This is a genomic window from Lamprocystis purpurea DSM 4197 (genome assembly GCF_000379525.1).
Lineage (GTDB): Bacteria > Pseudomonadota > Gammaproteobacteria > Chromatiales > Chromatiaceae > Thiodictyon > Thiodictyon purpureum.
This window is the reverse complement of sequence record NZ_KB902494.1, coordinates 58,493-82,803: the sequence shown is the minus strand read 5'-3', so window position 1 is coordinate 82,803 and position 24,311 is coordinate 58,493. Positions and strand designations below refer to the sequence as shown.

General features: G+C 66.0%; 22 protein-coding genes and 3 pseudogenes. 11 read left to right on the top strand and 14 right to left on the bottom strand.

From position 1 onward, the window contains the following. Positions 1-153 (bottom strand): annotated as a pseudogene (locus tag A39O_RS42680) (IS4 family transposase); the annotation flags it as partial. A 169-nt stretch (positions 154-322) separates the two neighbouring features. On the opposite strand from A39O_RS42680, the gene A39O_RS0113270 reads away from it, so the two are divergent. After that, the gene (locus A39O_RS0113270) at positions 323-2,131 is read left to right on the top strand and encodes an IS1634 family transposase (RefSeq protein ID WP_020505148.1); all 1,809 of its coding nucleotides are present in this window, start codon (positions 323-325) and stop codon (positions 2,129-2,131) included. Between the two features lie 137 nt (positions 2,132-2,268). On the opposite strand, the gene A39O_RS0113265 is transcribed toward A39O_RS0113270, so the two are convergent. After that, positions 2,269-2,751: a type II toxin-antitoxin system YhaV family toxin gene (locus tag A39O_RS0113265; RefSeq protein ID WP_211211580.1), complete on the bottom strand. Its 483-nt coding sequence runs from the start codon at positions 2,749-2,751 to the stop codon at positions 2,269-2,271. Between the two features lie 20 nt (positions 2,752-2,771). Then, positions 2,772-3,101: a type II toxin-antitoxin system PrlF family antitoxin gene (locus A39O_RS0113260; RefSeq protein WP_020505146.1), complete on the bottom strand. Its 330-nt coding sequence runs from the start codon at positions 3,099-3,101 to the stop codon at positions 2,772-2,774. Between the two features lie 758 nt (positions 3,102-3,859). On the opposite strand from A39O_RS0113260, the gene A39O_RS0113255 reads away from it, so the two are divergent. Next, on the top strand, positions 3,860-4,696 hold the full coding sequence (locus A39O_RS0113255) for a PA4780 family RIO1-like protein kinase (protein WP_020505145.1): 837 nt from the start codon (positions 3,860-3,862) through the stop codon (positions 4,694-4,696). Between the two features lie 292 nt (positions 4,697-4,988). Here A39O_RS0113255 and A39O_RS0113250 read toward each other — a convergent pair whose 3' ends face one another. The 5 genes and pseudogenes from A39O_RS0113250 to A39O_RS43555 all read right to left on the bottom strand — a co-directional run bounded on the left by A39O_RS0113250 (position 4,989) and on the right by A39O_RS43555 (position 10,230). Next, positions 4,989-6,452, bottom strand: coding sequence for a GntP family permease (locus A39O_RS0113250; RefSeq protein WP_020505144.1), 1,464 nt, complete (start codon positions 6,450-6,452; stop codon positions 4,989-4,991). 648 nt (positions 6,453-7,100) lie between these two features. Then, positions 7,101-9,203, bottom strand: coding sequence for a peptidoglycan-binding domain-containing protein (locus A39O_RS0113245; protein ID WP_020505143.1), 2,103 nt, complete (start codon positions 9,201-9,203; stop codon positions 7,101-7,103). Between the two features lie 518 nt (positions 9,204-9,721). Further along, positions 9,722-9,865 carry a hypothetical protein gene (locus tag A39O_RS39905; protein WP_020505141.1) on the bottom strand — a complete coding sequence of 48 codons (144 nt, stop codon included), beginning with the start codon at positions 9,863-9,865 and terminating at the stop codon, positions 9,722-9,724. Between the two features lie 70 nt (positions 9,866-9,935). Beyond that, a pseudogene (locus A39O_RS42675) lies at positions 9,936-10,091 on the bottom strand (multinuclear nonheme iron-dependent oxidase); the annotation flags it as partial. Next, positions 10,036-10,230: a multinuclear nonheme iron-dependent oxidase gene (locus tag A39O_RS43555; RefSeq protein ID WP_407635636.1), complete on the bottom strand. Its 195-nt coding sequence runs from the start codon at positions 10,228-10,230 to the stop codon at positions 10,036-10,038. The pseudogene A39O_RS42675 and the gene A39O_RS43555, both read right to left, overlap by 56 nt. A 244-nt stretch (positions 10,231-10,474) precedes the next feature. Between A39O_RS43555 and A39O_RS38435 the strand changes: the two are divergent. Further along, positions 10,475-10,969 (top strand): annotated as a pseudogene (locus A39O_RS38435) (sigma factor-like helix-turn-helix DNA-binding protein); the annotation flags it as partial. Between the two features lie 72 nt (positions 10,970-11,041). On the opposite strand, the gene A39O_RS33360 reads toward A39O_RS38435, so the two are convergent. Next, positions 11,042-11,599 carry a DUF2878 domain-containing protein gene (locus tag A39O_RS33360; protein WP_040527797.1) on the bottom strand — a complete coding sequence of 186 codons (558 nt, stop codon included), beginning with the start codon at positions 11,597-11,599 and terminating at the stop codon, positions 11,042-11,044. Positions 11,600-12,405: 806 nt separating this feature from the next. Then, positions 12,406-13,293: a phosphate-starvation-inducible PsiE family protein gene (locus A39O_RS0113215; RefSeq protein WP_020505137.1), complete on the bottom strand. Its 888-nt coding sequence runs from the start codon at positions 13,291-13,293 to the stop codon at positions 12,406-12,408. A gap of 276 nt (positions 13,294-13,569) precedes the next feature. Between A39O_RS0113215 and A39O_RS0113210 the strand changes: the two genes are divergently transcribed. Beyond that, positions 13,570-14,955 (top strand): tetratricopeptide repeat protein, encoded by a 1,386-nt coding sequence (locus tag A39O_RS0113210; protein ID WP_020505136.1) that lies wholly within the window; start codon positions 13,570-13,572, stop codon positions 14,953-14,955. 131 nt (positions 14,956-15,086) lie between these two features. Here A39O_RS0113210 and A39O_RS0113205 read toward each other — a convergent pair whose 3' ends face one another. From A39O_RS0113205 to exbB, 4 genes are all read right to left on the bottom strand, one after another. After that, positions 15,087-15,869, bottom strand: coding sequence for a DUF3050 domain-containing protein (locus A39O_RS0113205; protein WP_020505135.1), 783 nt, complete (start codon positions 15,867-15,869; stop codon positions 15,087-15,089). 101 nt (positions 15,870-15,970) lie between these two features. Continuing rightward, positions 15,971-17,020, bottom strand: a complete 1,050-nt coding sequence (locus A39O_RS0113200; RefSeq protein ID WP_020505134.1) for an energy transducer TonB — start codon at positions 17,018-17,020, stop codon at positions 15,971-15,973. Beyond that, positions 17,017-17,409 (bottom strand): biopolymer transporter ExbD, encoded by a 393-nt coding sequence (locus tag A39O_RS0113195; RefSeq protein WP_245561890.1) that lies wholly within the window; start codon positions 17,407-17,409, stop codon positions 17,017-17,019. The genes A39O_RS0113200 and A39O_RS0113195 overlap by 4 nt, the downstream gene beginning before the upstream one ends. After that, the gene (gene exbB, locus A39O_RS0113190; protein ID WP_020505132.1) at positions 17,406-17,858 is read right to left on the bottom strand and encodes a TonB-system energizer ExbB; all 453 of its coding nucleotides are present in this window, start codon (positions 17,856-17,858) and stop codon (positions 17,406-17,408) included. Before exbB ends, A39O_RS0113195 begins: the two co-directional genes overlap by 4 nt. A gap of 42 nt (positions 17,859-17,900) precedes the next feature. Between exbB and A39O_RS0113185 the strand changes: the two genes are divergently transcribed. The 7 genes from A39O_RS0113185 (at position 17,901) to A39O_RS0113155 (ending at position 24,008) form a co-directional block, all read left to right on the top strand. After that, positions 17,901-18,590: a sulfite exporter TauE/SafE family protein gene (locus A39O_RS0113185; RefSeq protein ID WP_020505131.1), complete on the top strand. Its 690-nt coding sequence runs from the start codon at positions 17,901-17,903 to the stop codon at positions 18,588-18,590. A 292-nt stretch (positions 18,591-18,882) separates the two neighbouring features. Then, positions 18,883-19,764: a sigma 54-interacting transcriptional regulator gene (locus A39O_RS0113180; RefSeq protein ID WP_040527796.1), complete on the top strand. Its 882-nt coding sequence runs from the start codon at positions 18,883-18,885 to the stop codon at positions 19,762-19,764. 105 nt (positions 19,765-19,869) lie between these two features. After that, positions 19,870-21,078: an exo-beta-N-acetylmuramidase NamZ family protein gene (locus A39O_RS0113175; protein ID WP_211211579.1), complete on the top strand. Its 1,209-nt coding sequence runs from the start codon at positions 19,870-19,872 to the stop codon at positions 21,076-21,078. Positions 21,079-21,425: 347 nt separating this feature from the next. After that, positions 21,426-22,400 carry a protein NO VEIN domain-containing protein gene (locus tag A39O_RS0113170; protein ID WP_020505128.1) on the top strand — a complete coding sequence of 325 codons (975 nt, stop codon included), beginning with the start codon at positions 21,426-21,428 and terminating at the stop codon, positions 22,398-22,400. A gap of 79 nt (positions 22,401-22,479) precedes the next feature. Further along, positions 22,480-22,737, top strand: coding sequence for a ribbon-helix-helix domain-containing protein (locus A39O_RS0113165; RefSeq protein WP_026199383.1), 258 nt, complete (start codon positions 22,480-22,482; stop codon positions 22,735-22,737). A gap of 9 nt (positions 22,738-22,746) precedes the next feature. Then, on the top strand, positions 22,747-23,160 hold the full coding sequence (locus tag A39O_RS0113160) for a putative toxin-antitoxin system toxin component, PIN family (protein ID WP_020505126.1): 414 nt from the start codon (positions 22,747-22,749) through the stop codon (positions 23,158-23,160). 308 nt (positions 23,161-23,468) lie between these two features. After that, positions 23,469-24,008 carry a protein N-terminal glutamine amidohydrolase gene (locus tag A39O_RS0113155; protein WP_020505125.1) on the top strand — a complete coding sequence of 180 codons (540 nt, stop codon included), beginning with the start codon at positions 23,469-23,471 and terminating at the stop codon, positions 24,006-24,008. Positions 24,009-24,311 lie beyond the last annotated feature (303 nt).

The window sequence follows — 24,311 nt, the reverse complement described above, 5'->3', positions numbered from 1 at the left end:
GCAACTGCCGTCCGCCGAGAGCGCCTGGGTCATGAACATCGCCAAGGTCTCCGTCGGGGGAAAGGCCCGCTCACGATGGGCCGGCACTAACGCGGCGACCTGATCCAGCAGCTGCGGGCCGGTCAACAAATTGACGAATCCGCCGGTGTCGATCCGACCGGCCTCCTTAACCCATCTTTAACATGACCCCATTGATAACCACCCCTAGATGGCATCTAACCATCTGACCCTTATGTACACGCCTGCCGAAAATCGCAATGTAGTGCCAAGTTATTCAATAGGGTTAGAGTAAAGCCGGTGCTGGGTGTCGTAGAGTACCGGGATGTACATCCGTCGCACCCATACCACGAACAGCGCCACCGGGGAGCGCTACACCACCCACCGCCTGGTGCAGTCCGAGCGCGTGGGCGGCCGGGTGCGGCAGGTCACCCTGCTGAACCTGGGCCGCCAGTTCACGCTGCCCCAGGAGGAGTGGCCGGCACTCTGTGCGCGGCTGGAGGAGCTGCGCAGCGGCCAGGGGGCCTTGCTGGCCGGCGCCGCGCCCGTCGAACGGGAGGCGCAGCGGCTGCTCGCCCGGCTGTTGGCGCGTCAGGGCGTGGCCCCGCCGACCGGCGGCCCCGCGGGCGGCGATGTGCAGGCGGTCGACATCGACTCGCTGGAACTGAGCCGCCCGCGCAGCGTCGGGGTGGAGTCGGTCGCCCTGTGGGCGATGGCGGAGGTGAATTTTGTCGCGCTGCTCCAGAGCTTGGGGCTGAGCGGCCCGCAACGGGCGCTGATCGTCGGGGCGGTGGTCGGGCGCATGGCCGCGCCGGGCTCGGAACGGGCGACCCACCGCTGGCTGGGTGAGCGCAGTGCGTTGGGGGAATTGCTGGAGGTCGATTTCGCGACCCTCCCCCTGGCCCCGTTCTACCGCGCGGCGGACCTGCTGATGCGGCACCGGACGGTGATCGAGCAGACGGTTTTTACGCGCGTCAGTGACCTGTTCGGGCTGGACTGGACCGTCACCCTCTATGATCTGACCAACACCTTCTTTGAGGGGGCGGCGGCGGGTAACCCCAAGGCCCAGCGCGGACACTCCAAGGAGAAGCGCAGTGACTGCCCGCTGGTGACCCTGGGGCTGGTGCTTGATGGCAGTGGCTTTGTGCGCCGCTCCCAAACCTTCGACGGCGCGGTGACCGAGGGCACGACCCTGGACGGCATGCTGCGGGGATTGGGGGCGCCGCGCGGCGCCCTGGTGGTGATGGATGCCGGGATCGCGACCGCCGACAATATTCTTTGGCTGCGCACCCAGGGCTACCGCTACCTGGTGGTCAGCCGCGAGCGCCAGCGCCAGTTCGATGCCACTGCCGCCACGTCGCTGACGACGGCCAGTGGTGAGGCGCTGGCCATCCAACGGGTGCTTGACGACGACGGCGCGGAAGTGCGGCTGTATTGCTTTTCCGAATGCCGGGCCGGCAAGGAGAAAGGGATCTCCGAGCGCTTCACCCAGCGCTTTGAAACCGCCTTGCAAGCCCTGCATGATGGCTTGGCGCGGCCACGGACCACCAAACAAATCGATAAGCTCTGGGAGCGCATCGGGCGCCTGAAGGCCAAGAGTCACGGGGTCGGTCAACATTACCGCATTGAGATCGATGCGGATGCCACGGGTCAGCTCGCTACGGCGATCCGCTGGGAACGCCAGCCGGTCGCCGGGACCATGCTGACCCACCCCGGGGTCTACTGCCTGCGCACCAATGAATTGACCTGGGACGCCGAGCAACTGTGGCGAACCTACACCATGCTCACCGACCTGGAGGCCGTGTTCCGCTCCCTGAAATCCGAATTGGGCTTGCGCCCGATCGATCACCGCACTGAGGCGCGGGTCGACGGCCACCTGTTTATCTCGGTGCTGGCCTATCAATTCGTGCAACTGATCCGTCGCCGCTTGCGCGCGCACGGCATCAGCGAACGCTGGTCGACCCTGCGCGACATCCTCGCCGGCCAGTGCCGGGTGACCGCCACCTTCCGCCGGGCGGACGGGCGCACCCTGCATGTGCGCAAGGCGACGCGCGCCGAGCCGGCGCAGCTGGCGATCATCCAGTCGCTGGGCAGCGATCCCAGCCCGGGAGGGATACAAAAAATGCTTGTCTGAACCGTCCGGTTTCACAGAATTTTACGAATGTAGTGCCACTGACCGATTTTTTCCGCTGTAAGCGGATGATCTTAAGAGAGAAATAATCTGAGGTGTTAAACTTGGGTTAACTGGCATCCGGGGCTGGGGTCCATTCCTTACGGCGCGATGTCGGCGGTGAGCTGCTGCAAGCGCTGACCCTCGGCCCGAGCCTCGGCCAGTAACCGGTCCCAGTTGTCTGGTGGATGGCCGCTTTCCAGCATCTTGCGGAATACCCGGTAGGCGTCGTTGCCGCTCTCGTAGGCGCGCTTGGTGTCCTCGTCGTTGACCCACGCGAGCACGATCACCTTGCTGGGCGCGTGGTAGCGGAAGAACAGCCGGTATTGCTGGAAGAACTTCGCCCGGAGCCAATGCTTGCGATCGTCGCCAAGGGTGCCGCCCTGGCGGTATTCCCGCCGCGCGGGGTCTTGCGGAATGACGTCGAACGCCAATTTAGTGATCGCCGCCAAGCGCTTGCCGGCGTTCTTCTTCGTGTACCCGAGCGGGTCCTTCCGCTTGAGGGCCTCCACCTGCCGGGCCAGCGCTTCGATCTGTGCGAGGAACAGCGGATGGGCAAAGACCGTCCAGCCGTGAACGACCAAGGGTGTGGGCTCGCCTGCACTCATTCATCGTCTGCCGACAGGGCGGCATCGAGATCGATCTCGACTTCGCCGACCAGCGACCGGAGCCGCTGCACGAGGCCGAAATCCACGGCCTGCAGGCGTTCGGGGTGGTTGGCGATGTCGCGTGCCAGGAACCCCAGAAACTGTCCGAGCACCGGGTCGTCTCCCTCGGAGGACTCGGCGCGGGTCAGCACTACCTCGCCGCCGGGGCGGATGGTGTAATGGATTTTGTCGCGCTTGCCGAGCCGAAGAGCCCGACGCACCGTCTCCGGTACCGTCGTCTGGTAGCGATCGGTCAGCGTGGATTCGGCTTCGAGGGTGGTCGGCATGGCGCGCTCCGGTTAAAGCGTGGGACGCCTCGCATGATAGTGCAGTCGCTTTGCCGTGGCAATGCATATGCATTGTCTGCGAGTGTTGCTATTCTGTTTTTTTGTGAATTCGACGGTCCGCGGAGCGAGCGTCGGGTGGTGGTGACGATCATCGCGGACGCGGGCTTGGAGCGTGCTGCGGGCTAGGTTGGCGATCCGGTCGCCCTCGCGTCTGCGCGGCCTTGGTCCTGCTAACGGCCATGGAAGGAACATCAGCCTCCCGAAACAGAAATGTTCCTCGTGGGAGCGGCGTCCCGCCGCGATGCGGTGCCGCGGTGACCTCTAAGGCTGCGGGTACGCGCCCGGCCCGTCGCGGCGGGACGCCGCTCCCACAGAGTCGCTGCGCGACTTTCACGGTCAAGCCTCCAAAACGCCACGCCCCGGCACTGGCTGGAACGATGATTAAGGCTCTGGTGCCGAATTTTTCGCTGTCGCTCAAATTGAAGCCTGCCGGTGTGCCCCGACGTTTACCATAGGGGCGTCCAAGGTCAGAGGATCCTGGGTGCCGCGGTCTTGCGGTGCCCGATCCGGGCCGCGGACCCGACGAATCGATTGGCGCCCCGAGGGTCCGCCGCGCGAACGCTCGACCGTGCCGTCGACTGCATCGCGGCAGCAATGATCAAGGCTCGTCCTGTCTTTTCCTGTTGATTCATTCGCACTGTCGGCCGGCTGCCACCTGATGATGCGGCGGCCGGCCGGCACTGCCTACAAGGGCGACTATGAAAGTTCCAAAAAGTCTCGAAGCGCTGGTGCGCGACGGTCTTGTCGATGAGGTGATCCGGCCACTGAAGAGCGGCAAAGAGGCCGCGGTCTATGTGGTGTTGTCCGAGGGCGCGGTCCGCTGTGCCAAGGTGTATAAGGAGGCGAATAAGCGCGGTTTTCACAAGCAGGTGTTGTATCGTGAGGGGCGCACGGTGCGCAATAGCCGGCAGGCGCGGGCGATGGAAAAAGGCACGCGGTTCGGACGCAAAGAGCAGGAAGAGGTCTGGCAGAATGCCGAGGTCGATGCCTTGTATCGGCTGGCGGCGGCCGGGGTGCGGGTGCCGCAGCCCTATCATTTCCTCGAAGGCGTGCTGCTGATGGAGTTGATCACCGACGAGGACGGGGTGGCCGCGCCCCGGCTGAATGATCTTGATCTGAACGGTGAGCTGGCGCTGCAGTACCACGACCAACTGATCCGGGAAGTAGTGAAGATGCTCTGTGCCGGTTTGGTGCACGGCGATCTGTCCGAGTTCAATGTGCTGGTCGACGCCCAGGGCCCGGTGATCATCGATCTGCCCCAGGCGATCGATGCCGCGGCGAACAATCATGCGCCCCGGATGCTGGAACGCGATGTCGGCAATCTGGCGCTCTACTTCGGCCAGTTCGCCCCGGAATTGCTGAGCACCAGTTACGGCAAAGAGATCTGGCACCTCTACGAGAGCGGCAAGCTGACGCCTGAATCCAAGCTCACCGGCCATTTCAAAGGCCGCAATCTGGAGGCCGACCTCGAGAGCATCCTGCGCGAGATCAATGATGCGCGGGACGAGGCGCTCGCCCGCAAACACGTTGACTGAGGCTTTACCATGAAAGTCGCGCAGCGACGCCGTGGGAGCGGCGTCCCGCCGCGATGGGGCCGGGCGCGCAGCCGCAGCGTTCGAGGTCACCGCGGCGCCGCATCGCGGCGGGACGCCGCTCCCACGGGGGCCTCGATCATCGTTTCGGCCACCGCGAAGCGGCCAGGGCTCGTAGAAGCGCCATCCTGGCGCTTCAAAGCGGCTGGAAGCCGCTTCTACGGCCGGAACGATGATCAAGATTGCCTTTGGCTTCTCGGTCGTTGTTCCACTTATTTCTGACGCGCGACTTCCCTCAAAACGCTCCGAACGTCAGACCCAGGACGATGATGGTGCCCAGCGCGAGCAGGGTGCCGATCAGCATGACGATGGCGACATCGCGGTAGCTGCCCCGATGGGTGGCGCCGCTGATGGCCAGCAGGGTGACCACGGCACCGTTATGAGGCAGGCTGGAGAGTCCGCCGGCGGCAATGGCCGCGACCCGGTGCATGAGTTCGGGGTCGATGCCGGCCTGCGCCGCCAGGGCGACATAGGTCCCGCCGAGCGCTTTCAAGGAGATCATCAGACCGCCGGCGGCTGAGCCGGTGATTCCGGCGATGACGTTGGTGGCGACCGCCAGCGACACCAGGGGTCCGCCGCCCACCGCCAGAAAGGCCGCGCTGATCAGGGCGAAGGCCGGCAGTGCGGCGATGACCGCGCCGAAGCCCACCACGCTCGCGGTGTTGAGCGACGGCAGCACCGAGGCATTGGCGCCGGCATTGATGGTCTTGCGCAGCACCGGCAGGCGTCGCCGATTGACCAGGACCAGGACCAGAATGGCGGTCAACAGGGCGGTCGCCACGGCCCAGATGCCGCCGACCGCGGCCAGCGAGGTCGCGCCCCAGCGCCGTTCGGCGAGATAGCCGTTCTGCAGCCCCGGCAGCACGGCCAGACTCATCGCCATATTGATCCCCACCACCACCAGCATCGGCAACACGGCCAGCCAGAACGGCGGCAGCGCCTCACTCTGGTGACCGCGGGCGGATTCGGCCAGGTCGAAGGTATCGGTCGTCGTGACCCGCTCGCGCGCCAGTTGGTCGCCGGTGCCGACCGCGGAGGTCGAGGTCGGTCCGTAGCCTTCACCGCGCAACCGGGCGCGGCGGGTGACCCGGCTCAGCCACCAGAGGCCGAAGCTCAACATGATGGCGGCGCCGATCAACCCCAGACCCGGCGCGGCGAAGGGCGTGGTGCCGAAATAGGGCATGGGGATGGCGTTCTGGATCGCCGGGGTGCCGGGCATGGCCGTCATGGTGAAGGTGAAGGCGCCGAGCGCCACCGTCGCCGGGATCAGTCGATGGGGGATGTTCGCCTGGCGGAACAGCGCGTCCGCGACCGGCACCACAACGAAGGCGACCACGAACAGGCTCACCCCGCCATAGGTCAGCAGGGCGCAGGCCAGCACCACGGCCAGCACCGCCCGTTCGCGTCCCAGCCGATCGGTCAGGGTGCGGGCGATGGCCAACGCCGATCCGCTGTCGTCCATCAGCTTGCCGAAGACGGCGCCGAGCAGGAAGATCGGGAAGAACTGCGACACGAAGCCGGCGGCGCCGCCCATGAAGATCTGGGTCCAGGACGCCAGCAGGGGTTGTCCGGCGAAGGCCGAGGCCAGCAGGGCCGCCGCGGGGGCGACCAGCAGGACGCTCCAACCCCGGTAGGCCAACCAGATGAGGAGCGCCAGTCCAGATACGATTCCGAGCAGGCCCAGGGTCTCAGGCGTCATCGGACACCTCGCGCGAAATCCTGATAAGGCGGGGCAGGGGGCGTGGCCGGGAGCGTGACCCGGCGGGACAGGCGGCCGTGACCGGCCGCCGGGTGAGGGGTCGCACGGCAGCGCCGGGCCAATCGAAGGGCTTGGTCAAGATTGAAAACACCATTCCGCAGGGCGGCCGGACACAGGGCCTTGGGCCGCATCAAAGCACGCGAGTTAGCAAGAATGATGCCGTACTTGCTCAGGTTTGTGGTCAGGTGTCGGCGGCCGGAGGCGGTGCGCGGTCAGCCTTGGATTTGTTGGCTCGAAAATGCCTGCGGCTGGGCCGGATGCCGCTTGTGGCGGTGATCGAAAGGCAAGGGCCTTGGCGGTTTTCCGACCGGATTTTGTGGATATACCGACAGTAGGCCGACACGCGGGTGGGAGCGGCCTCCGGCCGCGATGCGGTGCCGCGGTGAACATGCCAATCTTCATGATCCCGCGCGGCCCCGCATCGCGGCCGGAGGCCGCTCCCACGGGAGACGACACTTTTTCTCGTTCCCACGCTCCAGCGTGGGAATGCCGTCCGGCCGCTCCAGCGGCCGGTCGCCTTACGTGATCGCTTATCCGATTACGACAACGACAACGACAACGACAACGACAACGACTGTGTTTGACGTGTTACTTGACGACGAGCGGCGGGCGGTTGAGCCGACAGGCGATCGTGGTGCAGGGGTCAGCCTGCCCGTCGTTCGGGGTCTCGCTCCTGGGAGGCGCGTCGGCCGCCGCGTTGACGGCGCACTGCGGGCCGGACAGGGGCAGAAAGATGTCCGGCTCCAGTGGCGGCAGGCCCAGCATGTCGAGTGTCACGGCGTCCAGAACACCGTCCGTTCTGCGCAGGCCGTTGCGCATTTGAAAGGTGTTGAGCGCGGCAACCGTCGTCTGATCCGCTTTGCCGGCGAACGGCACCTTTTTGTAGTCCACATGCTTTTTGCGTTTCTTGTCGCGCCAGACGGACTTCTTGGTCGGCTGTGTCAGTAGTCCCTGCGTGGCCAGCGCCGACTGCACCGCGGCGAGGTGCGGTGATGCCAGCCGCTGGAACTTTTTTGGCATTTTCTTGATGCGGTTCAGGTCGGGGGCCTGACTCGAAGACGCCTGTTGGCCCGCCTGCAGCGCGGCATACCGGCCGATCCGCTGCCCATAGAGTTCCAGCGCGATCCGCTCGGCCGGCATCAGCAGGTTGACCTGCGCTGGATCATCCGGCGCATCCTTACCGACCTTGGCGCGGAACTTCTGCAGGGCATTGCGGACCTCCGGATGGCTGGTGCTGGTCTCCTGCACTTTCGTCGGGAGCACCTTGAGATGATGCAGCGCGGCCAAAGCCTCCGGTGGGAGTGTCTGCGTGGGTTTGTCCTCGCCCTGGTTGACCAGTGCGGCTAAACGCTGCTTATAGCGGCGCGCTTCGTCCGGGCTGAGCGTGCCGGTGACCAGCGCTTCCGGCAGCAGGACGCTTTGTTCGTTCGCATGGCGAAATTCGACCGCGTCGGTGACCTGATCCGGTTTGAAGGCCCGCTCCGGGAGATCGCCGCCCTTCAGGCTGAAGCCGACGCCATACTTGGCCCGTACCAGCGCCGGCTGGCTCTCGGCCCGGACGCGCTTGGCCAGATGGTCCATGAACTCGGCCCAGGTGTAGGGTTGGCTCTGTCCTTTGCCGTCGCGGTAGAACATGCCCAAATTGCCGGTGACCGTGCCCGAGTTGGCGGGCAGTCCCCATTCCGACGACACGGGCGGCGGTGCTTCGGGAATCGCCGGGTAGACCGGGTAGATCAGGGCGGATTCGGTGGTGATCGCGGATCCGGACTGGAGGGCCGCTTCGGCGTTCATCATGGCGATGATCTGATCCTGTGTCGGCAGCGCTGCCGGAGGTTCCAGCGTGCGCCGCGACCACACCAGCGGCGGCTCGCCGGGAGCCGTGCGCAACCCGGCGGCGGGTCCGGCGACCACCAGCGGCCGGGGTGGCGCGGCGGGCTGTAGTGTCGGTGCCGGCGGCAGGCCGGTGGCGATGGTCGGCTCCGGGTTGGTTTCCGGAGCAGGCGTCGGCGCCTCGACCGGTTTGACACAGAGGGTATCGCGCGCCTCGCCCCGCGCCAGCGCCAGTATCCGTCGGCCCTGCTTTTCGCCCAGAAAATGGAATAGATAATCCTCTTCCGGTGTGGTCGCCCCGTTGTCGACGCTCAGGTAGTGCTTGGCAAAGGCCAACACGGCGAAGTTATGACGCAGGAGCTGCAGTTCCTCATCGTCCGCTCCCCGTTTGCCGTCCACCGTGTCCTGAATCAGGCCCCGAACCTGGGTATCGGTGAAAGGCCCGTCGCTCAAGTCCATCTGGTCTCGGCCCGCTGCCGCATCCGCCGCGCTGGCGGCCAGCAGTTGCGTTCCGAACCGCTTGATGATGCCGTGGAAGGTGGCCGGCTGGAACTGCCAGACCCCGGTCGCCGACCCCAGGCTGCCGTTCTTGAGGGTGGGCCGGACATGATCGTTCCAGGTGCGGGCGCTCTCGTGTTCGCCGGTGGCCAGGGCCTGCCCGAGACTGGCCCCGATCCGTTCGGTCACTTCCAGCAGGATCAGCATCTGCCGGGGGGAGATGTCCTGGGTCCGGTCATAGTTGCGCGACTGGCTGGCGGACAGTGCCCGATAGGCCGTCAGCGTCACCTCCGGCGTGCCCCCGTCCGCTGAATAAACGGCAGAGGTCAGCGGCGGGTCGGCCGCCCAAGCCGACGGAAACACGGCAGCGGCGGCGGCCGTGGCGAGACCGGCGAGGAGTCTGCGTTGGTTAATGACTGTTTACCTGAGTGTCTTGTTCATCAGCCGCATACTTTATGGTGCAGTCGAGTCAAAAAACAACGCAATCCCGCGCGGCGCCATCGCGGCGGGACGCCGCTCCCACGGGAGGGGTGCTTCTACGCATCCTGTGGATGGCCTTGGGTTGTCCGGGCCGGTCAAGCAATTCCACCATATCAGTCTATACTGATCAGGCGGCAGCGTTGCGCGCCGCGAACGTGCATAACCGTATGAAAACCGGACGGGATCACGTCGATGACCGAACTTTCGCTGGCGCGCCAGATGCTCCGATGGGACAGGGCGACCAGGCCGGCCGGGATTCATACATTGGCTGGATGAGCCGCGGGTACCCGGCGACTGATCTGATCGACGGAGCCGAAGTCGGCACCCCACAGACCGTGGGGCCGCTATTCCTCCAAGCGGAAAAGGTGATCGATTTCTGATCCGCGCCGCGGGGGCGCGACTCAGCGCTCCCGCCATCGGGCGATCACATGGTCCAGCGAGAGGCGCCCCGGTCCCCGTGCCATCAGGTAGAGCAGGACCGCTGCCCAGACCCCGTGGGTGGGATAGGCCCCTGGGTAGACCAGGAACTGAATCACCGCCGGCACCGTCGCGGTCCTCGGCGAATCCTGCCAGGTGGCTCTCGCCGACGGCGGCCGGCGGCAACGCGGCGATCAGGTCCCAGGGGTCACGCCCATGGTTGACCGCGCTGACGTAGGCGTTGTTGACATCCAGCAGCAGGCCGCAGCCGGTGCGCTGCACGACCGCGGCAAGAAACTCACCCTCGTCCAGTGTCGATGCGGCGAAGGTGACATAGGTGCTGGGGTTTTCCAACAGCAGCCGGCGATCGAGCCGTTCCTGGACCTGGTCGATGAATGGAGAGCGCGAAGCGCTCGCGGATCTGTGTCAAGTGGCGCAGGAAAAGTCCGCCGGGGACCAGATAGTTCTCGGCGTGGACCTCGAAAAAGTCCAGGGGCGCGCCGGCCCCGCAGCAATTCCAAATTTGGGCGGCATCGCGCGATCCCGGTGGATGCGGCGCGCGCGACCGCTGTGCCGGGCCCCTGACACCGAGCAGCGCGCCTTATCCACCCTACAGCGGAGCCGGTTTTGTAGGGTGGATAAGCGCAGCGCATCCACCATCAGCCTCGCGGCCGGCACGCTGTTGGCGGCGGCCACCCAAATTTGGAACTGCTGCCGGCCCCGAGGATCTCCTGGACATGCATCGGCTTGAGGCCGATACCGACGGCGGTTGGGGGGGTGACCATACCGTTCATTGGGAAATCCTCGGGTGGCGCGCCGGCGGTGCGTCTTACTTCGCCTTGAAGGCAGTGAGTTGGCCGTTGCCGGTGGGTGACTTGGGGGAGGCGGTTTGCTCGCAGGTGCCGGCGGGGACGTATTTCCAGCCGCTGTTGCAGCCGCTGTGGACCCGTGCCCAGGCCGGTGACGAGGCCGCTTATCGGGAGGTGCTGATCCAGATCAGCGGCCGGCGCGAGGCGTTGCACGAGCCGCTGGACGACGTGGCGGAAGCTGCACTGCCCGCGGTTTGGGATGAACTGTCGGTGCAGCGTGACCTGGGGGCGCTGCTGGGCGGGCTCCCGGCAGCCCAACAGGCGGCGATCACCCTGATCAAACTGGAGGGCCTGTCGGTGGCCGAGGCGTCGCAACGCAGCGGAGTCTCGGTCGCGGCACTCAAGGTCCAGGTCCATCGCGGCCTGAAGCGGCTCGCCGAACTGGTGAGGAAGATGCTGCTGCCGTGGGGCCGCGGGTACTGCGCTGATAGTTGGCTACAACGGCTGTGGACTCGCGGCGGCCGGCTCGCCCGCCCCCGGGTCGGCCTCCAGTTTCACGGCGATCCAGGCGGTCAGCGGCATCAGCACCGCCCAGCCGACCGCCAGCACGGCGAGGGCCGCGACGGGGTCGGGAAAGCTCACGGCGCCGAGCCGCATGCCGGCGTAAAACGCGAGCGGTCCGCCGATGGCGCCGAACAGGCTCGCCAGCCACCAGCGTCCGAGCAGCCAGCGCATCGAGACATAGAAGGTGGTGGCGAACCCGGCCCACATGGCGATGATCCACACCGGGGCGAGCCAGGGCAGGATCATGCCCGAGGGGTAGACCAGCAGGCCGAGCCCGGCCAGCAGCCCGTCCCAGAGGGCACCGATCAAGGAAACCACGGTGATGAGGGCGGCATCCCGCCAGGGCGCGGGGCTGCCGGCCAACAGGATAGCCACTGCCCCCGCGGTCACGGCCACACCGACCCAGGGCAGCCCATGAGCGCCGCCGAGGACACAAGCGAACCAGGCGACCTGATACGCGACAAAATTCACGATAACACGAGACGACACGGGAACTCCGGTTAGGGCCACAGTCACTTGCTGAACGACGTGGCGCCGGATCCAACGAAAAGCAACATCTAAACCGCGTCCGGCGCGAAATGCGTAATTTTCATTTTGTGTTCGACCTTGAGGATTAAACCAACCTCGGTGGAGACGCGGTTTAAAATTGGTGGCCTTGGTCATCAACCCGGCCATCGCGCGACCTCACGGCCGCCGGTCCGCACAGCGGACCGTACAGGTCACGGCGTTACCGTGGGGTCCGCTGTGCGGACCGTCCGCGGCCGGCCGGAACGATGATCAAGGCCGCGGCGGTGCTGCACCGGGGGAGTTGGGGGGCCGGCAGCACCTGCGGAAAGTGTTGAAATCCATTCGCCAACAGGTGCATTCTGTCAATCTGCACCGTGCGCCGGCAGCAATTCCAAATTTGGGCGGTACCGCGCGACCTCTGGTGGATGCGGCGCGCGCGACCGCCGTGCCGAGTCCCTGAGACCGAGCGGCGCGCCTTATCTACCCTAGTCGCGCAGCGACCCCGTGGGAGCGGCGTCCCGCCGCGAGGGGGGCCGGGCGCGCAGCCGCAGCGTTCGCGGTCACCGCGGCACCGCATCGCGGCGGGACGCCGCTCCCACGGGGGACTTTTTCCGGGGTGGCTTGATGTTCCTTCCAGGGCTGTGATAGCCATCGGACGTGATAACCGGATGTAGGGGCGGGTTTCAAACCCGCCCCTACACCAAGGCGCTGTCCGGATCTGTGGTGTCTGCGCGCCGGACCGGCTAAAGCCTCGACCTCCGGTCGCCGGAACGATGACCAAGGCCGCATCAACGCCGCCGTCCGGCGTGCCCCCAGGTGACTTCGCTGTCCATCAGCCAGTAGATGAGCCCCAGGGCCAGGATGACCGCCGCGGTCGCCAGGACATACATCGGCTCGATCTTGGCGAAATCGAAGACGATGACCTTCCGGGCGATCGCCATCAGCGCGGTGGCGATCACTAGCTTGACGTGTACCACATCGTCGCGCAGATAGAGTGTGATGTTCATGAAGATTTCGATGGCGATCAACACCGCCAGGAAGGCCCCGAAGGTGACGACGATGTCGTGCGTGCCTAATTCCTCGACCGACGGCAGCAACACCTGGAGATAGAGCACCATGACCACGTCGGCCACGCCCCACAGGATGGTCACGACCATCAAGATCGCCAGCACCCGCACCGCGCCGCGAATGATGAAGTGCAGCACATTGATCATGCGGTCTTCTTCATCGACTCCCAGTTCACTTTGACCGATGGTTTTGAAGCGTTCCTTGCGGAAGTGATTCATGAGGCTCTGCACGATGGCATCGTGCTGCATGAGATAGTCGGGATTGAAGTCCCGCTCGCTAAAGTCACGCAGCCCCTCGACGCCCTGCAACTCCTTGGCGGCGACCCGCTTGAACCCCATGCTCCAGTCCGAGTATTGGCGGCGTTCGATCGTCTTGCGGTGCAGGATCTGCAGGTTGGTGTGGCGCGGGTCTTGGCGGATGCGCTCGATCAGGTCATCGATCACCTGCTCGTCGCCCTCCAGCACTTGCAGGAAGGTCGCGTTGCCGTAGAGCAGCATCCCGGTCACGCCGTTGCCGGCGTTGTGTTCCCGGCAGGATTGTAGCAGCCGCAGCAACTCGTCCGTGTGCATGGGCTCCGTGGCGGAACTGATGTAGGAAATCTGAATCATGGTTTTTCCGTTCGGTGGCGGTGGGTCGCGAGCCGCAACTCTGTTCGGCCTTGATCATAAACCCGGCCACCGCGCGATCTGCACGGTCGTCGGTCCGCACAGCGGACCCTACGGATCGCGGCCTTACCGTAGGGTCCGCTGTGCGGACCGTCCGCGGCCGGCCGAAACGATGATCAAGGCCCTCCGTTCGACTGGTCGGGTTATGGTAGCTTAAGCGTACGCTCAGTTTCCCGAGTTGATTCGGGCCGCCCTGCGAACCGGAGACCCTTGCCAACCATGGATTCCACTCAAGATCTGTCCGAGATCGACCTGACGCAGCCGCTCAGCATCGATGACGCCATGCGCCTCGCGATGAGTCTGCACCATGCCGGCCATCACGTGGAAGCCTTCGAGGTGTATAAGCGGGTGCTGGCCCAGGTGCCTGACCATGCGGACGCCCTGCATTTTCTGGGGGTGCTGGCGCACGATCGGGGGTGCGACGAGGATGCGTTGCGTCTGATGGGCCGCTCGGTCGAACTGATGCCGGAACATGCCGGATTTCGCAGTAACCTGGGTAATCTGTTGCTCGATAACCGACGGTTTGAAGACGCCGAACGGGAGTACCGCGCGGCGCTTGCCCTCGACCCGGATCGCCCGGGCGCGCTTCACAACTACGCGGTGCTGTGCAAGGCGCTTGGCCGTTACGCGGATGCGGAGCGCTGCCTGCTGCGTGCGCTCGAGCTGACCCCGGATTTCAACGAGGCCAGGAATGTCTTGGCCGGTCTTTATTTCCGGCAGGGACGGACCGACGAGGGACTCGCACAGGCGTGCGAGGTCTTGGCGCACGAGCCGAGAAATGCCTTGACACGCGAAATGTTGGGTAACGCCAAATGCCGGTTGGGGCACCCCGAGGAGGCTGCGCAGATTTATCGGGAGTGGCTGGCCGACGAGCCCGATCATCCCAAGGCCCTGCATTACCTTGCCGCCTGTACCGGGCAAGGCGTTCCGGAGCGCGCTTCCGACGCCTATGTGCAGTGTACTTTCGATCGCTTTGCCAATAGCTTCGATTCCCGCTTGGCGCTGCTGGAATACCGCGCGCCCACGCTGGTGGGTGAGGCGGTTGCGGCCTGCGTGGGCGCGCCCGCGGCGGACCTGGCGGTGCTCGATGCCGGCTGCGGGACCGGCTTGTGCGCGCCGCTGCTCAAACCCTATGCCGGGACCCTGACCGGGGTGGACCTCTCCAACGGGATGCTGGACAAGGCGCGTGGGCGCAACCTCTACGATGCGCTGGAGCAGGCGGAGCTCTGCGCCTATATGCAGCAACACCCCGGCGGCTTTGACCTCATTGTTTCGGCCGATACCCTGGTCTATTTCGGAACCCTGGTGGACGCCGTGGCGGCGGCGTCGCGGGCACTGCGCCCGGGCGGCTGGCTGTGCTTCACGGTCGAAGCGCTCGGGGAGGGCGAGCCCGGCGACTATCGGTTACAGCATCACGGCCGGTATGCCCACTCACGGACCTATTTGGCGGCGCTTGCGCAGCGGCAGGGCCTGGTCGTTCTGCGTTTGGAGCCGGTGATTCTGCGCCATGACGCGGGGCAGCCGGTCGCCGGCTGGCTGGCGCTGGTCCAACGACCGGGGAACCGCGCTGCGCTTATCCACCCTACAAAATCTGCGCTGTTGTAGGGTGGATAAGGCGCGCCGCTCGGTGTCAGGGACCCGGCACGTCGGTCGTGCGCGCCGCATCCACCATGGGCTGCACGCGATTTTCAAAACTGGAATTGCTGCACCCGCATAACAGCCCGGAGGTCGAGGTTTCAGCCGGCGCGGCGCCGCGCCTCGATCGCCTCCAGTACGCCATCCCAGAAGCGGATGCGCGCACAGATCGCCTCTTCCGCGGCGGTCTCGGCTTCTTCCAGACGCCGGGGGTCGTCGGCGCACAGCGCGGACAGCAACTCCATGGACAGGGGGCCGTGGAAGTCCTCATCCAGATGGATGTGGCGGTTCAGGTAGTAGTGAAAGGCCGGGGCCTGCTCGGGTCCTAACGCCATGCCCTTGAGAAACTCACGGAACATGCCGGGGATCAGGCGCTCGCGGCCCACCGCGAGGGCGGCAGCCACCACATGGGGCTTGTCCTCGTTGATGAAGCAAAAGGTGGTCTCGCTGAAATAGCGGGCGGGCAGCGGCACCAGATCGGAATAGAGCGCCTTGTCCAGGCCCTGCTCCGCGACCCGGGCGAGGAAGCGCCGGGGCAGGTCGCCGTCCGCGCCGATCTCGTTCATGGCCTCGCAGTAGAACTCGAAATGGCTCGCATGGCGAACGCCGCCGTCGGCCGTCGGGGCGGTGTCCGACTCTTCTTCCAGCACCAACTGGTTGATGAAATAACGCAGGCTGGGGTTGCCGGTGGGCCTCCAGGGCACCTGGACGGGTGCCACATGGCGCTGCAGGTACTTGATCAGGGACATGAAATCCCAGACCGAGAAGCAGTGGTGCTGCATGAAGACCCGCAGGTCCGCGAGATCGCGGATGGCCGCGTAGATCGGATGGGCGTTGAGCTGCTCCTGAAGGGGGCGGATATGCTCAAGGTTCGGTGCGGCCATGGTCGGGCTCCTCGTCAAGCGGTAGATCGCCAAATGCTGATGCGGCATCCTGGTGCGACACTATACGGCCTGTCGGGCAGAAAACCAGCCACCCCCGGTCGTCAACGAAGATCGAAGCGGATGGGAACCCGCATGGGCCAACTGGAGCGGCCGATCGCGGCCGGGATGGGCTTGAAGCGGCCCAACCGGTTGAGTGTCGCAACGGCAGCCTGGTCCAGGTCCGGGTCGCCGGAACTCTTGGCGATCCGCGCCTGGGTGATGCGGCCGTCGGCCATGACGACGAAGGCGACCGTCGCGACTCCGGTCTTGCGGCGTTTACGGGCTTCTTCCGGAAAGCGCTGCTGGCGGCTGATGGCGCGTTGGAGTTCGGCGAGATAGGCGCGCTCCGCCGCGGCGCGTGCGGCGGCGCTGGTCGCGCCGGCGGCCGGCCGCGTCCCTGCACCGGCGGTGCTCCCCTCCGCGGACTTGGACCGGGTGCCGATGCCGCTGCTCGCGGCGGCCGGTGCCGTCTGCTTGCGCGGGGATGCGCCCGGCGTGGACGCGGGGGTGGCGGCCTGGCGCGGGCTGGTCTGGGTCCGCGCGGATTCCGGCGGTTTGGGCCGCGGCTCGGAGGCCGGTTCGGCTGCGGACTTGGCTTCCGGTTTCGGCTTGGGTTCCGGTTTGGGTTTCACTTTTGGCGTCGCTTGCACCGGCTTGGGTTTGGTGCGCTTGGGCTCCTGCCGACGCTTGGGTTCCGCCGGGGGCGGCGGCTTGATGGCGCGCACCGGGGCCGGTTGGACGGATGCGACGGGTGCGGGTTGCAGGGCCGGCGGTGTCGCCGGCGCATCCGCGACTGCCGGGGTCGGCTCCGACGGCGCGGGCGGCAGTGCCGGTGGCGCGGGTTGCGGCGGCGCGGCCTCGGGTTGTTCCGGTGTCGGGGCCGCGTCGGACGGCGCTGCTCCGGTCAGAACAGGGTCATCGGCGCCGTCGGCACCTGCGCCGCCGGGCGCGTCCGCGAAAACGGCCAGGTCCAGATCGATGACGATCACGGGCGGTGTTGGCGGGGGCGTCGGTGCCGTCCGCCGTGCCAGGTGCAGCACAGCCCCGTGGATCAGGACAGAGGCGAGCAGGCCGAATGCGAGGCAGTGTCGGCAGGGGTGGTGCTTGGTCACGGTCGGCGGGTGACGATCGACAGCCGTTCCAGCCCCCGCGCCTTGAGCTGATCCACCACGGCGATGAAAGCGGCGAAGCGGGTCGCGGCGTCGACCCGCAGGACGATCGGGGTCCTGGGTTCGAGTTCGGCGAGTTGCGGCGCCAGGGCACGCAGCCCCGGTGCTCCGACGCCCAAGGGCAGCGATTGGAAGTAGAGTTGGCCGTCGGCGTCGATGGCGATTTCGCGCGGCTCGATGGACTCGGGCGCGCCCTGACTGGCCGCGGTGGGCAGCCGAATCTGCAGGCGCCCCTCGACGATGAAGGTGGCGGTGGTCAGCACGATCGCCAGCAACACCAACATGATGTCGATAAAGGGGATGACGTTGATCTGGTCCATTTTTTTCATCATGGATCGGTGCTCACGGCGGCGTCCGCGGCACGCCGTTGGCGGCCCCAGCGGACCTTGAGAACCTCGACCCGGCGCAGCAAGGCGTTGTAGAAAACGATCGAGGGAATGGCGACCAGCAGGCCCAGGGCCGTCGCCTTGAGTGCCAACGCCAGGCCGACCATGACGGCGGCGGTGTCGAGTGTGCCGCCGTGGCCGATATCATAGAAAGTGATGAGGATGCCGAACACGGTCCCGAGCAGGCCGACATAGGGGGCGTTGGCGCCCACGCTGGCGATCACGGTAAGGTGGCGGGTGAGGTCGAGCTCCAGGTCCTCCAGGTGGTCATAGGCGGCCAGATCGATCCGCGCCAGGTGCAGATAGCGCTCGATCACGAATGCGACGGTCAGGAAACTCATGAATCCGAGGACGCCGATGACGCCCAGGTCCAGATTGGCCTTCAGAAACTCCAAGGGAACGACTCCTCAGCTTGGCTGCTGCCTGGTGGAACGGGAATGAATACCGCCTATCTGCTGGCCCTCGCGGTCGGTCTGCTGAGTGCCCCGCACTGCGTGGGCATGTGCGGCGGTATTGTCGGGGCATTGAGTTTCTCGTTGCCGGTTTGCGTGCGTGAACGGCCGGTACGGTTCGGTGCCTTCTTGCTCGCCTATAACCTGGGCCGCATCCTCTCCTATGCCGCCGCCGGTGCCCTGTTCGGCTGGTTCGGCGCGCTGATGCTGGGTCTGAGCAACTACGCCTGGGCCTACGACGGGTTGCGGGTGCTGGCGGCCGTCATTGTGGTGGGCATCGGGCTCTCGATCGGCGGCTGGCTGCCGCGCATGGCAGCGGTCGAGCGGTTCGGCGAGCCCCTGTGGCGGCGCCTCGAGCCCTGGGGTCGGCGCCTGCTGCCGGTCCGCACCCTCCCGCGCGCGCTGCTCTTCGGTGCGGTCTGGGGCTGGCTGCCGTGCGGTCTGGTCTACGGCATGCTGATCAGCGCCCCGGCCCAGGGCGGTGCCGCGGCCGGTGCACTCTATCTGGCGCTGTTCGGCGTCGGGACCCTGCCGGCGCTGCTCACCACCGGGTTTCTGGCCGGCCGGCTCTATGGTTTGGGACAAAACCGCCGCTTCAAGGTCGCAGCAGGATTCCTGGTGATCGCCCTTGGTTTGGTGACGTTGCATTTCCAGGGATACAATGTGGCCAACTAGCAGTCTGTCGGACTTAGCCCCTAGGGTAAGGGCATGAGTCAACATAAAGGCTTTTTGTTGCTCCACAATCTAACGTAAGGTGATTTCCGCGAGAAATCCAACCCGTAGGAGCCCGCTTGCGGGCGACGGGTGGGGGCACAATGACGCGATTCCGGCAGGTCACGTCGCCCGCAAGCGGGCTCCTACGGAGCTTGATTCTTGATAGCGTCTTATTCGGAAATCGCCGAAAGTCCGACAGGCTGCTAGGCGATGTCTGTCAATCTCCCAAGGTCGCTGGCTCACGAGGTGCGCGATGATCGGTGTTTCCCCCGCTTTCCAACGGATGCGCAATGCCGCGCGGATGGTGGCGGCGACCGATGTCGGTGTGTTGCTGCGCGGCGAACCGGGCAGTGGGCGCGAGACGCTGGCCCGCGAGATCCATGCGCTCAGCCCGCGCGCCCAGGCCCCCTTTGTTTCGTTTCATTGCGCCGGCGCACCCGACGGTGCGTTGGTGACCTGCGTCGGCACGGCGACCGCCGGTGGTGCCGAGGCGGGCGTCACCCTCTACCTGGACGAGGTCGGTGAACTGACCGGCGCGGATCAGGCGCGGCTGCTCCATCTCATCGCCGCCGCGGATCGGACCGCCGCGGCCGATGCCCCGCGGGTGATCGCCGCCTCGACCCTGGATCTGCGCAGCGCGGTAGCCGACGGGCGCTTTCGCCGCGATCTCTACCTGCGTCTGTGTGTGGTCCCGATCGAGGTGCCGCCGCTGCGCGAGCGGGTGCTCGATATTCCGGTCCTGACCGCCCACTTCCTGAGTACCGCGGCGACGCGCCACGGCTTGGACCCATGCCGACTCAACGCCGCCGCCGAGCGGCTGTTGCGTCGGCATTGGTGGCCGGGCAACCTGCGCGAGCTCGCCAATCTGTGCGAACGACTGGTGATTCTGTTTCCCGGCCGGCAGGTGGTGCCGGAGGATTTGCCGCGCGAACTGGTCAGCGGGGAGCCGCCCGCGCAGGCCGTCGCCGACTTCCAGTTGCCGCCCCAGGGGATCGATCTCAATCTGCTGGAGGCGGAACTGATCCGCCAGGCCCTGGCGCTGGCCAGCGGCAACAAGAGCCGTGCCGCCCGGCTGCTGGGATTGACGCGCGACACCCTGTTGTATCGGCTGCAGAAGCATCTGGCGACAGGCTGAACCCGTCGTTCCGACGGCTAGGTGCCGCGCGGATTGAGTTGCTGCCTGGAACCGGTGACAATCCCCGGTCCCGGTTACCCCCTGCCTGTCGACCTCAGTCCGCCCATGATCCAGCTCGGAATCGATCGTCTGCTTACCGACCCGGCCGTGCGTCAACCCCTGCACGGCCGGCGTCTGGCCTTGCTCGGTCATCCCGCCTCGGTCACCGCCCAGGGCCGCCAAAGTCTGGATGCCCTGATGGCCCTGGGTGACCTGCGGATCACCGCCGCCTTCGGCCCCCAGCACGGGATGCGCGGGGACAAGCAGGACAACATGATGGAGACCGCCGATTTCCTGGACCCGCGGCACGGCATTCCGGTCTTCAGTCTCTACGGCGCCGTGCGCTACCCGACCCCGGCGATGCTGGAGCAGTTCGATGTGCTCCTGGTCGATCTGCAGGATATCGGCACCCGCATCTACACTTATGTGACCACCCTGGCGTACTTGATCGACGCCTGTGCCGCGGCCGGCAAATCCCTGTGGGTGCTGGATCGGCCCAATCCCGCGGGCCGGCCGGTCGAGGGCAGCATCCTGGAGCCGGGCTGGGAGAGCTTCGTCGGGGCCGGACCGCTGATCATGCGGCACGGACTCACCCTGGGTGAGCTGGCGCGGTGGTTCGTGTCCAGACGCGGCGGGGATCTGGATCTGCAGGTGGTGTCGATGGACGGCTATCGGCCGGATGCGGCACCGGGTTATGGCTGGCCGCTGGCGGAACTGGCTTGGGTCAACCCGAGCCCCAACGCCTCCAGCCTCAACATGGCGCGCTGCTTTCCGGGCACCGTGCTGGTGGAGGGGACTACGCTCTCGGAAGGGCGCGGGACCACGGTCGCGCTGGAACTGGTCGGCGCCCCGGATATCGATTGCGAGCGCATCCTGGCGCGCATGGAGTCACTCTGTCCCGCCTGGACCGCGGGTGTGCTGATCCGGCCCTGCTGGTTCGAGCCCACCTTCCACAAGCATGTCGGCACCCTGTGTTCCGGGCTCCAGTTGCATACCGACACCGCCGCTTACCGGCACGATCAGTTCCGGCCCTACCGGCTGACCGCGCTGCTGCTGAAGTCGCTGCGTCTGGAATATCCGGACTATCCGCTGTGGCGCGTCTTCCCTTACGAATACGAAACCGAACGTCTGGCCATCGACCTGCTGGCCGGCGGCCCCTTGCTGCGTGAGTGGGTGGATGACCCGCACGCCGCGCCGGGCGACCTGGAACAGCGTCTGGCTGCGGACGAGGCGCGCTGGCTGGATGAGACCCTGGGCCTGCGGATTTATCCCTGAGTGCTTTGGCCTGCGGAGCCGCACGGTGGCACAGTCCGTCGGGGCTTAGGGGCGCCTGTAGGGTGGATAAGCGCAGCGCATCCACCATCCACCTGCCCTCGGTGACTCGGAGGCGCTGGATCTGACCTACAAGACCCCAACCGGCAAGGTCGCTAGCGAGCTGCTCTACCGCCACGATGAGCCCCGTCTGGAGCTGGTTGAACAAGGCCGTCCCTGGAGCTTCGATGGCGATGGCGCCCTGTTCCGCCTGGTGTCGGAGGCGCACCGCATTCGCCTCGCCCACCTGTTCGACCCGGTGCTGGCGGTGCATACCTCCATGGTCGACCCGCTGCCGCACCAGATCATGGATGGAGCTTTCGAGTCTGCTTGGCGAGGTCTTCACCCCGGCCGCGTTGGGCGACCGCATCGAAGAACCCAAGGCGCCTTACGGCGCGGGATCGATCCCGCCGCCCACGCCGTCGCCGCACCAGAAGCTGGTCATCTTTACCGAGCACCGCGACACGCTGAACGACCTGGAGGGCCGCATCACCACCTTGCTCGGACGCAAGGACGCCGTGGTCATCATCCACGGCGGCATCGGTCGGGAGGCGCGCCTCAAGGTCCAGGAGTTCTTCAAGCACGACCCGCAAGTCCAGGTCCTGCTGGCCACCGACGCCGCGGGCGAGGGCATCAACCTCCAGCGCGCCAACCTGATGGGTGCCGAGGAGCTGAAGCTTCAAGAGTCCGCGGGCAAGCCCAACGCCCGACTCAACTCCGGCGAGGCGCGCAAGCGTGCGGACATCCTGCAAGGGCGGCTGCAAGAGCGGCTGGAAGATCTGAAGCTTGAGGCCCAGATCTCGCCGCTACCGCCGGTGGTGCTCGGCGGGGTGCTGGTGGTGCCGTTGGGACTGCTCCGTGCGATGACCGGTGAACGCAGGGGCGGGACGCCCCTGCTCCCAGTGGACACCCAGGCGAGCGCCGCCCGTGCCCGCACCATCGTGATGGACATTGAGCGCCGTCTGGGCTTCGACCCCATCGACCGGGAGTTCGACAAGCTCGGCTACGACATCGAGAGCCGCGTCCCCGGCACCGGGAAGCTGCGCTTTATCGAGGTGAAAGGTCGCGTCTCAGGGGCGCCGACGATTACCGTGACGCGCAACGAGATCCTCTACTCACTCAACAGGCCGGATGATTTCATCCTTGCCATCGTCGAGTTTCTGGACGACGACGGGCACCGGGTCCACTACCTGCGCCGCCCCTTCCAGCGGGAGCCGGATTTCGGCGTGACCAGCGTTAACTACGACTTTGCCGAACTGCCGGCACGCGCCGCAGCACCGGGATGACCCAGAGCAACGGCCCTGGCGTCCGATCCGGATCCCGTTGTATAAAGACGCATAGACGTCTATACGCTTAGGAGGCAACATGACCGAAGCAATCCGTTGGACAATCAAGGTGTCGCAAGACACTGATCGAGCGCTGCGCGGTTTCCTTGGTGCACAAGGCATGAAGAAGGGCGATCTCTCCAAGTTCGTCGAGGACGCGGTGCGTTGGCGGATGCTTGATCGCACGGTTCAGGTCGTGAAGGATCGCAATCAGGACATCGCGCCGGATCTGTTGGAGGCGATGATCGACGAAGCCACGCGCGAGGTCCGGGCGGAGATGCGTCGCCAGGGTCAGTAGCGTTGTCCCATGCGCCTCGTTCTCGATACCAACATCTTACTGTCCGCCTTGATGGTTCGCGGTACGCCACCGGACCGGCTCTATGAAGAATGGCGACATGGGCGCTATCAGCTTGCCTCCGCCGAACAGCAACTTGACGAACTGAGGCGGGTCTCGCGCCGCCCGTTTTTCCAGGAGCGGCTCACGGCGAGCGAGATTGGCCGCATGGTCAATGACATTCGCCGACTCGCCAAGATGTGTTCTCCGTTGCCCGACGTGTCCGCCTCGCCGGACCCGAACGATGATTTCTTGTTGGCCATCGCCCAGGCCGCCGACGCTGACTACCTCGTCACCGGCGACAAGAGCGATCTCCTTGCGCTTGGCTCGCATGGGCGGACGCGAATCGTTTCTGCACGGGCTATGGTGCAGTTGCTTAACCCCTAGATTTCTCGCCGACTTGGGTGGTCAATTACGTCTGGGACACCGAAAACTACTTTCGGGCCTTGGCCGCCACCGGTCACCATCGAGGTCGAGGCCGAGATCCCGGCCGGCGCCTCGGACCATGTGGTGCGTGCGGTCACCGAGAACTGCCGGACCTTGAAATTCACGAGTCAGGGGTTCGAGAAAGAGTAGGCGAGACCAGCGTAAACTACGACTTCGCTGAGCGACTGGCGCAATCCAACACACCGAGCTGACCATGACCGAGCAAGCGCTTTACGAATGGGTTTTTCCTGGTTGATACGGAGGGTGCCGTGGATCAAGGACCGGGGCTGCGCTACCAGCCGTTCTATTGTGAAGAGAACGCCTGGTGGCTGTGCGCCGATCCGGCGCTGGGACCCGGCGCGCGTCATGTCGTCTTCCTGGTCAGTCGGGCCGGGCGCTGTCCGCTGCTGCACCAGCACGCGGCGCCGCCGGGGCGGTTGATCGCCTGGGATTATCATGTGGTGGTGGTGGACGGCCAGGGCCGGGTGTGGGATCAGGATAGCCGGTTGCCGCTGCCGAGTCCGGGAGTCACCTGGCTGGATGCGACCTTTGCCCTGGCCGAGCGGCTGCCGGCGATCTATGCGCCGCGTCTGCGCGTGATTCCAGCCGAGGCCTTTCGTGCGTCCTTTGCCAGCGACCGCCGTCATATGCGCGACCGCCGCGGCCATTTCCAGCATCCGCCGCCGCCTTGGCCGACCATCGGTGAGGGGATGAACCTGGCGCGCTATTTGGACCCGGCGGCGCCCCGTCCGGGGCAGGTGTTCGATCTCGCCGCGGCGCGCCGGTGGCTGTCCGGGCTGGCGTCCTAGTCCCCCGTGGGAGCGGCCTCCGGCCGCGATGCGGTACCGCGGTGAACACCGATGTCGCATGTCGATGGCTGCCGAAACCTGCGGATAGCAAGCCGTTCGATCGGCATCACCTTCGGGCCGCGGGGCGCATCATGATCGACCTCGCCGTTGAAGCTCTGAAGGGGACAGGCGATAGTCGGTGACCGAAGGCCGCGGGCCAGCGGCACGCTTGGGCAGAAACCTGTCCTTCATATTCGTGGTCCCGACCTAGGTCTCATCGGTCCGGTGTCGCCGCGGCGATCGGTGCATCGATGATCGAAACCA

Bases quoted from the DNA above. Each gene is read 5' to 3' on its own strand.
- A39O_RS0113270 (WP_020505148.1), top strand. From the start codon at position 323: ATGTACATCCGTCGCACCCATACCACGAACAGCGCCACCGGGGAGCGC.
- A39O_RS0113260 (WP_020505146.1), bottom strand. From the start codon at position 3,101: ATGCCGACCACCCTCGAAGCCGAATCCACGCTGACCGATCGCTACCAG.
- A39O_RS0113255 (WP_020505145.1), top strand. From the start codon at position 3,860: ATGAAAGTTCCAAAAAGTCTCGAAGCGCTGGTGCGCGACGGTCTTGTC.
- A39O_RS0113250 (WP_020505144.1), bottom strand. From the start codon at position 6,452: ATGACGCCTGAGACCCTGGGCCTGCTCGGAATCGTATCTGGACTGGCG.
- A39O_RS0113215 (WP_020505137.1), bottom strand. From the start codon at position 13,293: ATGATTCAGATTTCCTACATCAGTTCCGCCACGGAGCCCATGCACACG.
- A39O_RS0113210 (WP_020505136.1), top strand. From the start codon at position 13,570: ATGGATTCCACTCAAGATCTGTCCGAGATCGACCTGACGCAGCCGCTC.
- A39O_RS0113205 (WP_020505135.1), bottom strand. From the start codon at position 15,869: ATGGCCGCACCGAACCTTGAGCATATCCGCCCCCTTCAGGAGCAGCTC.
- A39O_RS0113195 (WP_245561890.1), bottom strand. From the start codon at position 17,409: ATGATGAAAAAAATGGACCAGATCAACGTCATCCCCTTTATCGACATC.
- A39O_RS0113185 (WP_020505131.1), top strand. From the start codon at position 17,901: ATGAATACCGCCTATCTGCTGGCCCTCGCGGTCGGTCTGCTGAGTGCC.
- A39O_RS0113180 (WP_040527796.1), top strand. From the start codon at position 18,883: ATGATCGGTGTTTCCCCCGCTTTCCAACGGATGCGCAATGCCGCGCGG.
- A39O_RS0113175 (WP_211211579.1), top strand. From the start codon at position 19,870: ATGATCCAGCTCGGAATCGATCGTCTGCTTACCGACCCGGCCGTGCGT.
- A39O_RS0113170 (WP_020505128.1), top strand. From the start codon at position 21,426: ATGGAGCTTTCGAGTCTGCTTGGCGAGGTCTTCACCCCGGCCGCGTTG.
- A39O_RS0113165 (WP_026199383.1), top strand. From the start codon at position 22,480: ATGACCGAAGCAATCCGTTGGACAATCAAGGTGTCGCAAGACACTGAT.
- A39O_RS0113160 (WP_020505126.1), top strand. From the start codon at position 22,747: ATGCGCCTCGTTCTCGATACCAACATCTTACTGTCCGCCTTGATGGTT.